At 69.7% G+C, this 13020-nt stretch carries 10 protein-coding genes; 5 read left to right on the top strand and 5 right to left on the bottom strand.

The genetic code is table 11. The features are described from left to right. From ubiH to gcvP, 5 genes are all read left to right on the top strand, one after another. The gene (ubiH, locus tag ACFOJE_RS13100; protein ID WP_377814815.1) at positions 1–1188 is read left to right on the top strand and encodes a 2-octaprenyl-6-methoxyphenyl hydroxylase; all 1188 of its coding nucleotides are present in this window, start codon (positions 1–3) and stop codon (positions 1186–1188) included. Between the two features lie 55 nt (positions 1189–1243). Next, positions 1244–2461, top strand: a complete 1218-nt coding sequence (locus ACFOJE_RS13095) for a 2-octaprenyl-3-methyl-6-methoxy-1,4-benzoquinol hydroxylase (protein WP_377814814.1) — start codon at positions 1244–1246, stop codon at positions 2459–2461. Positions 2462–2677: 216 nt separating this feature from the next. Then, positions 2678–3760, top strand: coding sequence for a glycine cleavage system aminomethyltransferase GcvT (gcvT, locus tag ACFOJE_RS13090; protein WP_377814813.1), 1083 nt, complete (start codon positions 2678–2680; stop codon positions 3758–3760). 39 nt (positions 3761–3799) lie between these two features. Next, positions 3800–4189, top strand: a complete 390-nt coding sequence (gcvH, locus tag ACFOJE_RS13085; RefSeq protein ID WP_377814812.1) for a glycine cleavage system protein GcvH — start codon at positions 3800–3802, stop codon at positions 4187–4189. A gap of 156 nt (positions 4190–4345) precedes the next feature. After that, a complete protein-coding gene (gene gcvP, locus ACFOJE_RS13080; protein ID WP_377814811.1) occupies positions 4346–7222 on the top strand; it encodes an aminomethyl-transferring glycine dehydrogenase in 2877 nt (958 codons plus the stop codon). A gap of 38 nt (positions 7223–7260) precedes the next feature. Here the strand turns inward: gcvP and ACFOJE_RS13075 are convergent, their stop codons facing one another. From ACFOJE_RS13075 to ACFOJE_RS13055, 5 genes are all read right to left on the bottom strand, one after another. Further along, a complete protein-coding gene (locus ACFOJE_RS13075; protein WP_377814810.1) occupies positions 7261–7599 on the bottom strand; it encodes a DUF2388 domain-containing protein in 339 nt (112 codons plus the stop codon). Positions 7600–7684: 85 nt separating this feature from the next. Then, positions 7685–7933, bottom strand: coding sequence for an NfeD family protein (locus ACFOJE_RS13070; protein ID WP_377814809.1), 249 nt, complete (start codon positions 7931–7933; stop codon positions 7685–7687). 139 nt (positions 7934–8072) lie between these two features. Further along, positions 8073–9860, bottom strand: coding sequence for a GspE/PulE family protein (locus ACFOJE_RS13065; protein WP_377814808.1), 1788 nt, complete (start codon positions 9858–9860; stop codon positions 8073–8075). A gap of 130 nt (positions 9861–9990) precedes the next feature. Beyond that, positions 9991–11355 carry a CYTH domain-containing protein gene (locus ACFOJE_RS13060; RefSeq protein WP_377814807.1) on the bottom strand — a complete coding sequence of 455 codons (1365 nt, stop codon included), beginning with the start codon at positions 11353–11355 and terminating at the stop codon, positions 9991–9993. Between the two features lie 82 nt (positions 11356–11437). After that, the gene (locus ACFOJE_RS13055; protein WP_377814806.1) at positions 11438–12913 is read right to left on the bottom strand and encodes an inorganic phosphate transporter; all 1476 of its coding nucleotides are present in this window, start codon (positions 12911–12913) and stop codon (positions 11438–11440) included. Positions 12914–13020 lie beyond the last annotated feature (107 nt).

The following is a 13020-nucleotide window of genomic DNA, read 5'->3' as shown; positions in this document are numbered from 1 at the left end:
ATGGGACGGGTGGATCTGGCGATCATCGGTGGCGGCCTGGTCGGCGCCAGCCTGGCCCTGGCATTGCAGGAGGGCGCCAAGCGGCGAGGCTGGAAGATCGTCCTGATCGAGCCGTTCGCCCCCGGCGACAACTACCAGCCCAGCTACGACGCGCGCTCCTCGGCGCTCTCCTACGGCACCCGGCAGATCTACGAGCGCCTCGGCCTGTGGAGCGAGATCGCCCGTCGCGCCGAACCCATCCTGCAGATCCAGGTCTCCGACCGCGGCCACTTCGGCGCGGCGCGCCTGCGCGCGGCGGAGGAGGGCGTGCCGGCGCTCGGCTACGTGGCGGAGAACGCCTGGCTCGGCCGCTGCCTGTGGCGGGCGCTGGATGCCGAAGTGGTCACCTGGCACTGCCCGGCCGAAGTGGTCGGCCTGGAGCCCCTGGTCGACGGCTACCGCCTGCAGCTCGACGACGAACGCAGCCTCGACTGCTCGCTGGCGGTGCTCGCCGACGGGGGCCGCTCCGGCCTGCGCGGACAGCTCGGCATCGGCGTTCGCCAGCAGCCCTACGGGCAGAGCGCGGTGATCGCCAACGTCACGCCGAGCGAGCCCCATTGCGGCCGGGCCTTCGAGCGCTTCACCGAACACGGCCCGCTGGCCCTGCTGCCGCTGCCGGAAAACCGCTGCGCCCTGGTCTGGACCCGTCCTGGCGAGGACGCCGGACGCCTCTTGGCGCTGGACGACCGGCAGTTCCTCGCCGAGCTGCAGCAGAACTTCGGCTATCGGCTGGGAACCTTCCGCCAGGTCGGCACCCGGAACTTCTATCCGCTCAGCCTGATCGAGGCCGAGGAGCAGGTGCGACCGCATCTGGCGCTGCTCGGCAACGTCGCCCACAGCCTGCACCCGATCGCCGGGCAGGGCTACAACCTGTCCCTGCGCGACACCCTGAGCCTGGCCGAGACGCTGCTGGAGAGCCCGGCGGCGCCCGGCGACTTCGCCACCCTGCTGCGTTACCGGGAGCGCCAGCGCCTCGACCAGCAACTGACCGTGGGCTTCTCCGACCGGGTCACCCGGCTGTTCTCCACGGGCGCGCCGCTGCTCGCCGGCGGGCGCAGTCTCGGTCTGCTCGGCTTCGATCTGCTGCCGCCGGCCAAGCGCTGGTTCGCCCGCCAGGCCATGGGCCTCGGAATCCGGGCGGATGGTTGAGGCGGAACTCTTCGACGGCGGGCGCGACGCCCATGATTACTGTGATGAGGAAAGGATGGACGCGGATCTGATCATCGTCGGTGCCGGAATGGTCGGCAGCACCCTGGCCCTGGCCCTGCAGGGGCAAGGGCTGGACGTTCTCCTGCTGGACGGCGGATCGCTGGAGGTCGCGCCCTGGGCGCCGGAGGCTCCCTTCGAGCCGCGGGTCAGCGCGCTGTCCTGCGCCAGCCAGCGCATTCTCGAGCGCCTCGGCGCCTGGGACGGCATCGCCGCGCGGCGCATCGCCCCCTATGGCGAGATGCGGGTGTGGGACGGCTCCGGCACCGGGCAGATCCACTTCGGCGCGGCCAGCGTGCATGCCGAGGTGCTCGGCCACATCGTCGAGAATCGCGTGGTGCAGGATGCCCTGCTCGAGCGGCTGCGCGCCAGCGACGTCGGCCTGCTGCCGGGCGCGCGGCTGGATCATCTGCGCCGCTCCGGCGACGGCTGGCTGCTGACCCTCGGTGACGGCCGCGAGCTGCGCACGCCGCTGCTCATCGCCGCCGACGGCGCCAACTCGGCGGTGCGACGCCTGGCCGGCTGTGCCACCCGCGAGTGGGACTACCTGCACCATGCCATCGTCACCAGCGTGCGCTGCGCCGAGGAGCACCGGCGCACCGCCTGGCAGCGCTTCACCGACGACGGCCCGCTGGCCTTCCTGCCGCTGGAGCGGGACGGCGACCGGCACTGGTGCTCGATCGTCTGGTCGACCACTCCGGAACAGGCCAAGCGCCTGATGGCCTTGGACCACGAGGCGTTCGCCGAGGCCCTGGGAGATGCCTTCGAGCGGCGTCTCGGCGAGGTGCTGGAGGTCGATCCGCGGCTGTGCATTCCGCTGCGTCAGCGCCATGCCCGGCGCTACGCCGAGCCCGGACTGGCGCTGATCGGCGACGCGGCGCACAGCATCCACCCGCTGGCGGGGCAGGGGGTCAACCTGGGCTTCCTCGACGCCGCGGTGCTGGCCGAAACCCTGTTGCACGCCCGCACCCGCGGCGAGCGTCTGGCCGATCAGCGCGTGCTGAGCCGGTTCGAGCGCCGGCGGATGCCCTACAACCTGGCCATGATGGGGGCGATGGAGGGCTTCGAGCGGCTGTTCCAGGCCGACCCGCTGCCGCTGCGCTGGCTGCGCAACGCCGGCATGAAGCTGGTCGAGCGGCTGCCCGAGGCCAAGGCCCTGTTCGTCCGTCAGGCCCTGGGCCTGAGCGGCGACCTGCCCCTGCTGGCCCGGGGGTAGCCAGGCCGGCCGCGCCGTTCCTGGCCTGCGGGCCGGGGCGGTGCCGGCCGGCGGGTTCCCTCGTCGTCTCGCCGATGACCGGCGGATGCCTTGGAGCTACAATGCGCGCCATTCGATACGGTCTCACGGACAGGGCCTTACCGGATCATGGCCCGCTCAGAGACTTTTCGCTCAGCGCCCCGCCCGCATCTCGCCAGGCACGGAAGGAGAATCCCCATGGGACAGCGCACCCCCCTCTATGACCTGCACCTAGCCCTGGGTGCCAAGATGGTCGACTTCAGCGGCTGGGACATGCCGTTGCACTATGGCTCGCAAGTCGAGGAGCACCACCAGGTCCGCCGCGACTGCGGCGTCTTCGACGTCTCCCACATGGCCCTCGTGGATGTCCGCGGCGAGCAGGGGACCGCCTGGCTGCAGCGCCTGCTGGCCAACGACGTCGGCCGCCTGCAGGCCACCGGCAGGGCGCTCTACAGCGCCATGCTCAACGAGCGCGGCGGGGTGGTGGACGACCTCATCGTCTACCGCACCGACTTCGGCTACCGGCTGGTGATCAACGCCGGCACCCGCGCCAAGGACCTGGCCTGGATGCGCACGCAGGCGGACGGCTTCGCCGTCGAGCTGAGCGAGCGCAACGACCTGGCCATGCTCGCCATCCAGGGCCCGCAGGCGCGCACGCGCACCGCCGAGCTGGTCTCCGCGCCGCGCGCCGCGCTGATCGACCAGCTGAAGCCCTTCGAAGGCCTGCCCGAGGGCGACTGGTTCATCGCCCGTACCGGCTACACCGGCGAGGACGGACTGGAGATCATGTTGCCGGCGGCGCAGGCCCAGGATCTCTTCAACGAACTGGTGGGCGCCGGCATCGCTCCGATCGGCCTCGGCGCGCGCGATACCCTGCGCCTGGAGGCCGGGCTCAACCTCTACGGCCAGGACATGGACGAGAACGTCTCGCCGCTGGCCGCGAACATGGCCTGGACCATCGCCTGGGAGCCCGCCGGCCGCGACTTCGTCGGCCGACGGGCCCTGGAGGCCCAGCGCGCCGCCGGCGACCAGCCCAAGCTGGTGGGGCTGGTGCTGGAGGAGCGCGGCGTGCTGCGCGCCCACCAGACGGTCCGGGTCGAGGGCCTCGGCAATGGCGAAATCACCAGCGGCAGCTATTCGCCGACCCTGGGCAAGTCCATCGCCCTGGCCCGGGTGCCGGCGGCGACCGGGGTGCGGGCCGAGGTGGAGATCCGCGGCAAGTGGTACCCGGTGCGCGTGGTGCAGGCTAAATTCGTTCGTAACGGCAAGGCCTTGATCTAAATTAGGCGGACGCTATTCGCCATCACTCGAGGAAATGACATGAGCAATATCCCCGCCGACCTGCGTTATGCGAGCAGTCACGAATGGGCCCGTCAGGAAAACGATGGCACCGTGACCGTGGGCATTTCCAACCATGCCCAGGACGCGCTGGGCGATGTGGTCTTCGTCGAATTGCCGGAAGTCGGCAAGCAGCTGACCGCCGGTCAGGAAGCCGGCGTGGTTGAGTCGGTGAAGGCCGCTTCGGACATCTACGCGCCGGTCTCCGGCGAGGTCGTGGCGATCAACGAGGCCCTGACCGACAGCCCCGAGCTGGTGAACAGCGATCCCTACGGCAGCTGGTTCTTCAAGCTCAAGCCGAGCGATGCCGGTGAGCTGGACAAGCTGCTCGACGCCGCCGCCTACCAGACCGCCTGTGAAGCCGAGGCCTGATCGCCCCGGAGGTTGCCCGGCCCTGCCGCGCAGCCTGCGCAGGTTCCGTCCTGACGCCCGGATGAGGGTGCCGGGGCGCAACGCGTTCGGAAAACTTCTCTAAATCCTGCAAAGCCTCGCTCGTCGAGGCTTTCGCTTTTCTACGGGAGTGCGTCCATGTCCCTGACCCCCAGCCTCGCCCAGCTCCAGTCCACCGACGCCTTTCTCGAGCGGCATATCGGCCCCGACGCCGCCGAGCAGCAGGCCATGCTCGCCAGCCTCGGACTTGCCAGCCGCGCCGAGCTGATTGAGCAGACGGTGCCGCCGGCGATCCGCCTCGGGCGGCCGCTGGATCTACCGCCGGCGCTGGACGAGCAGGCCGCGCTGGCCAAGCTCCGGGAGCATGCCGCGCGCAACGAGCTGTGGACCAGCCTGATCGGCATGGGCTACTACGGCACCGTCACGCCGCCGGTGATCCAGCGCAACGTGCTGGAAAACCCCGGCTGGTACACCGCCTACACGCCCTATCAGCCGGAGATCGCCCAGGGCCGGCTGGAGGCGCTGCTCAACTTCCAGCAGTTGACCATCGACCTCACCGGCCTCGATCTGGCCAGCGCCTCCCTGCTCGACGGCGCCACCGCCGCCGCGGAGGCCATGGCGATGGCCCGCCGGGTGGCCAAGAGCAGGAGCAACCGCTTCTTCGTCGACGAGAACTGCCATCCGCAGACCATTTCCGTGGTGCAGACCCGCGCCGAGACCTTCGGCTTCGAACTGGTGGTGGACACCCTGGACAAGCTCGGCGATCAGGAAGTGTTCGGCGCCATCCTGCAGTACCCGGACACCCACGGCGAAATTCCCGACCTCAAGCCCCTGATCGAGCATCTGCACGCCCGGCAGGCGCTGGCCTGCGTCGCCGCCGACCTGCTCGGCCTGCTGCTGCTGACCCCGCCCGGCGAGCTGGGCGCGGACATCGTGTTCGGCTCGGCGCAGCGCTTCGGCGTGCCGATGGGCTACGGCGGCCCGCACGCGGCCTATTTCGCCACCCGCGACGACTACAAGCGGGCCATGCCCGGGCGGATCATCGGGGTGTCGAAGGATGCCCGCGGCAACCCCGCCCTGCGCATGGCCCTGCAGACCCGCGAGCAGCACATACGCCGGGAGAAGGCCAATTCCAACATCTGCACCTCCCAGGTGCTGCTGGCCAACATGGCCGGCTTCTACGCCGTCTACCACGGGCCCGAAGGCTTGCGGCGCATCGCCCAGCGCGTCTACCGGCTGACCGCGATTCTCGCCGCCGGTCTGGAGCGCAAGGGCGTGCAGCGCATCAACCGGCACTTCTTCGACACCCTGACCCTGGACGTCGGCGGTGCCCAGACGGCGATCATCGAGAGCGCCCGCGACGCGCGGATCAACCTGCGCATCCTCGGCCGCCACCGGCTCGGCGTCAGCCTGGACGAGACCTGCACGGAGGAGACGGTGGCGCGGCTGCTGGACGTCTTCCTCGGCGCCGACCACGGCCTGGAAATCGCCGAACTGGATGCCGGGGAACTGCCCTGCGGCATTCCCGCCGAGCTGCAGCGCACCTCGGCCTACCTGCAGCATCCGGTGTTCAACGCCCATCACAGCGAAACCGAGATGCTGCGCTACCTCAAGCGCCTGGAGAACAAGGACCTGGCGCTGGACCAGGCGATGATCCCGCTCGGCTCCTGCACCATGAAGCTCAACGCCACCAGCGAGATGATGCCGATCACCTGGCCGGAGTTCGCCGCCCTGCACCCCTTCGCCCCACGCGAGCAGGCGGCCGGCTACCGGGCGATGATCGCCGAGCTGGAGAGCTGGCTGTGCGCCATAACCGGTTTCGACGCCCTCTCCATGCAGCCCAATTCCGGCGCTCAGGGCGAGTACGCGGGACTCCTGGCGATTCGCAAGTACCACCAGAGCCGCAGCGACGCCCGGCGCGACATCTGCCTGATCCCGTCCTCGGCCCACGGCACCAACCCGGCTTCGGCGCAAATGGCCGGCATGCGGGTGCGCATCGTCGACTGCGACAAGGCCGGCAATGTCGATCTGGACGACCTCAGGCGCCAGGCGGCCGAAGCCGGCGACGAGCTGTCCTGCCTGATGATCACCTATCCCTCGACCCACGGCGTCTACGAGGAGGGCGTCCGCGAGATCTGCGAGGTGATCCACGACCACGGCGGCCAGGTCTACATGGACGGCGCCAACCTCAATGCCCAGGTCGGCCTGACCCGGCCGGGGGACATCGGTGCCGACGTCTCGCACATGAACCTGCACAAGACCTTCTGCATCCCCCACGGCGGCGGCGGCCCGGGCATGGGACCGATCGGCGTCAAGGCGCACCTGGCGTCCTTCCTCGCCAACCACCCGGTGGTGCCGCTGGAGGGGCCGAATCCGGGCAACGGAGCGGTCAGCGCAGCGCCCTGGGGCAGCGCCAGCATCCTGCCGATCAGTTGGATGTACATCGCCATGATGGGGCCGCGGCTGGTCGAGGCCACCGAGGTGGCGATCCTCAACGCCAACTACCTGGCGCATCGCCTGAGCGGCGCCTTTCCGGTGCTCTACAGCGGCCGCAACGGGCGGGTGGCCCACGAGTGCATCCTCGACCTGCGCCCGCTCAAGGCGGAGACCGGCATCACCGAGGAGGACGTGGCCAAGCGCCTGATGGACTACGGCTTCCACGCCCCGACCATGTCCTTCCCGGTCCCCGGCACCCTGATGATCGAGCCCACGGAAAGCGAGTCGAAGCGCGAGCTGGACCGCTTCGCCGAGGCCATGCTGGCGATCCGCGCGGAGATCGCCAAGGTCCAGGCCGGCGACTGGCCGGCCGAGGACAACCCGCTCAGGCGCGCGCCGCACACCCTGGCCGATCTGCTCGAGGACTGGCAGCGGCCCTACGGCCGCGAGCAGGCGGTGACGCCGAGCGCACACACCCGGGCGCACAAGTACTGGCCGACGGTGAACCGGATCGACAACGTCTACGGCGACCGCAACCTGTTCTGTGCCTGCGTGCCGCTGGAGGAGTATCGGGAGTAGGCGAATCCCTTCGCCTGCGGGAGGTCGGGCGGAGGGCGTCAGTGGCCGGCGAAGCGCTGCCCGGGCGCGTCGGCGGAGGCGGCGAGGATCGCCGTGGCCAGCTCCATGTCGCTGGCCTGCAGCTGCGGCTGCTGCCGACGCATCTGCCGCAGTGCGGCCTCCAGATAGGGGCCGCGGATCTGTCCGTCGCTGGCGACGAAGCTGCCGGCGTCGTCCTGGGCGGCGACGATCAGCTTGTCGTCCTTGACCGTCAGGTAGGTCGAGGCGCTGGTCATGCCGGTGGAGATCAGGTCGCGCCAGCCGTCCTCGTCGGCCTGTGCGGGGCTCATGGGCGCGGCGCCGAGGGCCAGGACGAGGAGGGCGATCTTTCTGTGCATGGGGGTACTCCGGGGAAAAGACCGCGATCAGATTGCCCGCCGCTTCGCTAGTTCCGGACCCGTGCGAAAAATTTGGGACTATCGTTCAGAAACCCTGCGGCAGGCGCCGCCGGCAGCGCTGCCAGACCCCCGCGGCGAGGGCCGAGAGCCCGGCGAAGAGCAGCAGTTGCAGCTCCCAGGGCAGCGGGAAGAACAGCAGGAGCAGGCCGAGGCTGGCGGCGATCGAGGCGATCCACAGCAGATAGCCGCCGGCGTCGAACACCTCGAGGATCAGCAGCACGATGCCCAGGCTCAGCCAGTCCCAGCCCGACAGCATGTGCAGATAGGTCAGCATCAGCGGTTCCGGAGACGGTCGGGGCGGGGGCGGGGAGTGCGGCGGGTGTTCATGGATCTCTCGAGGATGGGCCGGGAGGCCAAGCGTGGCGCCCCGCGGAAGGCCGCCGTCGCGCTTGCCGAGGCGGCATCCTAGCCGGTTATCGGTGCTCGCTTTGTGGGGTGACTCTCAGGACTTCCTCGAGGGTCGTGAGGCCGGTCGCGATTTTCTGCGCGCCGGACAGACGCAGGCTGCGCATGCCGTCCTTGAAGGCGGCGCGGCGCAGGGCGGTGAGGTCGGTGTCGGCATTGATCAGCGGCTTGATGGCATCGTTCAGTAGCATGATCTCGTAGACCCCGGCGCGTCCTCGGTAGCCGGTCTCGCGGCATTCCAGGCAGCCCACCGCTTTGTGTGCGCCGGTCGGCAGCGGGGCGTTCCAGGGCCGGGTGAGGGCCTGCCAGTCGTCCGCGTCCAGCTGCGCCGGCGCCTTGCAGTGCGGGCAGAGGGTGCGCACCAGGCGCTGGGCCATCACGCCGAGGATGGTGGCCTTGAGCAGGTAGTGCGGCACGCCCAGTTCCAGCAGGCGGGTGATGGCGCTGGGCGCGTCGTTGGTGTGCAGGGTGGAGAGCACCAGGTGGCCGGTCAGCGCCGCCTGGATCGCCATCTCGGCGGTTTCCAGGTCGCGGATCTCGCCGACCATGATGATGTCCGGGTCCTGGCGCATCAGCGCGCGCACGCCGCTGGCGAAGGTCAGGTCGATGTTGGTCTGCACCTGCATCTGGTTGAACGCCGGCTCGATCATCTCGATCGGGTCCTCGATGGTGCAGACGTTCACCTCCGGCGTGGCCAGCTGCTTGAGGGTGGTGTAGAGGGTGGTGGTCTTGCCCGAGCCGGTGGGCCCGGTGACCAGGATGATGCCGTTGGGCTGGGCGGTCATGCTCTGCCAGCGGCGCAGGTCGTCGGCGGAGAAGCCCAGCTCGTCGAAGCCCTTGAGCAGCACATCGGGGTCGAAGATGCGCATCACCATCTTCTCGCCGAAGGCGGTGGGCAGGGTCGACAGGCGCAGCTCGATCTCGCCGCCGTCCGGGGCCTTGGTCTTGATCCGGCCGTCCTGCGGCTTGCGCTTCTCGGCGACGTTCATCCGGCCCAGGCTCTTCAGCCGGCTGACCACCGCCATGGTCACCTGCGGCGGGAACTGGTAGACGTTGTGCAGCACCCCGTCGATGCGGAAGCGCACGGTGCCGGCCTCGCGGCGCGGCTCGACGTGGATGTCGCTGGCGCGCTGCTGGAAGGCGTACTGGAACAGCCAGTCGACGATGGTGACGATGTGCGAGTCGTTGGCGTCCGGCTCCTGGTCGCTGGCGCCGAGGCTGAGCAACTGCTCGAAGTTGCCGACGCCGCTGATCTTCTGGTCGGTGGCGCTGGCGCCGCTGACCGATCTGGCCAGACGGTAGAACTCCACGGTGTAGCGCTGGATGTCGGCCGGGTTGGCCACCACCCGGCGGATCGGCCGCTTGAGCACGTGGACCAGGTTGTCCTCCCAGCCGCACACGAAGGGCTGGGCGCTGGCGATGGTCACCGCCTCGGGCGAGACCGCCACGGCGAGGATCTGGTGGCGCTGGGCGAAGGCGTAGGACATCAGCGGAGTGACCGCCGCCACGTCGATCTTCAGCGGGTCGATGCGCAGGTAGGGCTGGCCGGCGAACTGGGCGAGGCAGGCGGTGAGGGTTTCCAGGTCGAGTTTCCGGCCCGGCCGCTGGCGGTCGTCGAGCTGCTGGGCGGCGACGAACTCCAGCGGGTGCTGCTGGTTGTTCAGCGCGCTGCGGCGGATCGCCAGGCACTGCTCGGCGGCTTCCTGCTCCAGCCGGCCCTGGGCGACCAGTTCGCGCAGCAGATCGCCCAGATCGAGCCAGCGGTCTTCTTGTCGGGATGAAGCGTGGGACTGCATGGGAATTCCTCGAATGGCTGGGCCGGCCCCGGGCGGCATTGGCCCGCGCCGGCGGCGGGCCAAGCTTGGACGCTCCCCGGGTCGCTTTCCGTGATCCAGGTCGGCGCCCGTCGCTGTCGCGTTCCGCTTTTTACTTCAGCAGGGCTTTCCAGGCCTTGAGCGTCAGCAGGGTGTGCGCCTGGGCGGCCCGCAGCTCGAGCTGGGCGTCGTCCAGCGGGCGGGCGGCGAGCTCGCCCAGCTTGCTCAGCTCGCCGTACAGGCGGTCGGCCTCCGGCACTTCGAGCGCTACGCGGGCCAGGCGCAGCCAGGCCAGCAGGCGCTCGATCCGCGGCAACTGCTCGGCGAGGTCTTCCGGCTGGCGTTCGTAGCGCGCCAGGGGCAGGTCCTGGGCCTCTTCCTCGAGCAGATGCCTCAGCCAGTTGCCGAGCGGCGCGGCGCCCTGCCGCTGGCCGCGCGCGCTGCGCTTCTCGCTCCAGGTGCGGGCCAGCAGCCAGCGCGAGGCGTTCAGCGAGAACAGGCCCCAGCGGGTGTTCTCCAGCTCGGCGGCGAACCCTTCCCGCGCCGCCTGGCGCGCGGTTTCGTCGTCGCGGCCGGCGGCCAGGCGCGGACGCCAGTCGTTCAGCAGGGCGTCCAGCGCGCCGCGCAGGTCGTGGGAGCTGGCACGCGGCGCGGCCTGGCCGAGGCTGCCGAGCAGGGCGCGCAGGTCGACGAGCTGCTGCAGCCACTGTTCCAGCAGCTTCCAGTGGCCGCTCCAGCGGTACTGCTCGGCCAGGCGCTGGCTACTGCCGAGCAGGTGCCAGGCGAGCGCGGCGAAGGCGTCGTCCAGCGGCATCCCGGCGTGCAGGGTCGGCTGCGGCAGGCTGAGGGCGTAGCTGTCCGGATCGAACAGGCGGTAGCCGCGCTCGGCCTTGCTGATGTCGCTGGGCATCAGCGGCAGGTCGGCGGCCAGTTCGATGGCCAGCTCCAGCAGCGCCGCGGGCTCACCCTCGCGCAGCTCCAGCTCCAGTTCACAGATCTCTTCCTCGCGTTCGCCGGCGACCACCTTGCCCAGGTCCAGGGCCACCTCGATGGCCACCTTGGCCTTGCCGCGGCCCCAGGCGATGTCGGCCTTCTCGCGGACGAAGTCGGTGCTGAACACCGGCTGGATGCTGCGCTTGTCCAGTTCCGCCAGGCTGGCCGGCCAGCACTGGTCGTCGAGCCGGGACAGGTCCAGGCTGGGCTGCTCCAGGTACCAGTCCCACTCGTTGCGCTCGGACAGCCCGGCGACGCTCTGGCCGCGGCTCTTCAGCGTTTGGATGTACTGCTCGCCGTCGCGGCGCAGGCGCAGGGCGACGCGGGCGCGGGCCAGGTCGCGCTCCGGGGTGTCGTAGTACTGGTTGAACAGCTCGTGGCGCTGCCAGCCGCTCTTGTTGCGCTTCTTCAGCAGCGGGTGCTCGCGCAGGGCGGCGAGGGTGGCGCGGCTGACGCGCAGTTTGATCTCGGTTTCTTTGACCATCGTCGACTCGTAGATAGGTTGGTCCGCGTCGGGCGGTCGCGCCGGCGGGGCTTAGGGCCCCGCACGGCGATCGGAGAGCCGCTCAGACGAACAGCTTGGTGCCCAGCCAGAAGAAGGCGGCCGAGAGCAGCATGGCCGCCGGCAGGGTCAGGATCCAGGCGGTGAGGATGGTGCGCACGGTGCCGCCCTGCAGGCCGCTGCGGTTGGCCACCATGGTACCGGCAACCCCGGAGGAGAGCACGTGGGTGGTGGAGACCGGCAGGCTGAAGACGTTGGCCAGGCCGATGGCGGCGACGGCGGTGACCTGGGCGCACATGCCCTGGGCGTAGGTCATGCCCTGGCGGCCGATCTTCTCGCCGACGGTGCGCACCACCCGCTGCCAGCCGAACATGGTGCCGAGGCCGAGGGCCAGGGCGACGGCGACGATCACCCAGAGCGGGGCGTACTCGGTGGTGGCGGTGAGGTCCTTGCGCAGCTTCTCCAGGTCGGCCTTCTCGCGCAGGGACAGGCCGCCGAGCTTGCCGACCTTCTTCGCCGTGTCGTCCAGGCAGAGCAGGTAGCGGCGCACCTGGACTCGGCTCTCGGGACTCATCTCCTTGTAGTCCTGCACGGTGCCCAGGTTGCCGAGCAGGGCGCTGATGGTCGGCTCGGTGAGCTGGGGATCGCAGCGGAATTTCTTCGGCAGTTCGGTGCCGGCGTTGTGCTTGCCGAGGGCCAGGTAATCGCGCAGCTGGTCGTGGTGGCCTTCGTAGAACTGCTGCAGATGCACCGCCGCGTCGCGGGTGCGCTCGATCTGGTAGGGGGTGCTGCTCTGGTCGAGGACGAACTTGGCCGGGACGATGCCGATCAGCACCAGCATGATCAGGCCGATACCCTTCTGCCCGTCGTTGGAGCCGTGCACGAAGCTCATGGCCATGGCCGAGGCCACCAGCACCAGGCGGTTCCAGAACGGCGGGTGCTTCTTGCCCTTGTGCTCGCGGCGGATGTGCGGGGTCTCGTGCATCTTGTTGACCGGCCGCCACCAGCGCAACGCCAGCAGCAGCAGCGCGGCGATGCCGAAACCGGCCAGCGGCGAGGCGATCAGCGACATGCCGATGTCTATGGCCTTCTGCCAATTCACCCCCTCGCCCAGCGGGATGCCGGCGAGCAGGGCGTTGGCCAGGCCGACCCCGAGGATCGAGCCGATCAGGGTGTGCGAGCTGGAGGCCGGGATGCCGAAGTACCAGGTGCCGAGGTTCCAGGTGATGGCCGCGGTGAGCAGCGCGAACACCATCACCAGGCCGTGGCGGGTGTCGACGTTGATCAGCAGCTCCACCGGCAGCAGGTGGACGATGGCGTAGGCCACGCCGACGCCGCCGAGGATCACCCCGAGGAAGTTGAACAGCCCGGAGAAGAACACCGCCAGGCGTGGCGGCATCGCATTGGTGTAGATCACCGTGGCGACCGCGTTGGCGGTGTCATGGAAGCCGTTGATGAACTCGAAGGTGAGGACGAAGAGCAGGGCGAGAACGAGACTGACCATGACCCAGCCGTCGAGCCCGCTGAAAAGATCGAACATGAAGGTTTGATGACCGTTCGGAGAAGGGGGCGAGATTATGCCAGATTGAGGACCTTCGTTCCTCATTCGCCGACGGCCGCCGAGCCGGTTTTCTCCGTGAGCGACAC

The organism is Azotobacter bryophylli (genome assembly GCF_042643485.1).
Lineage (GTDB): Bacteria > Pseudomonadota > Gammaproteobacteria > Pseudomonadales > Pseudomonadaceae > Azotobacter > Azotobacter bryophylli.
Note: the sequence above shows the minus strand (reverse complement) of the source record. Positions and strands in the feature narration are given on the sequence as shown.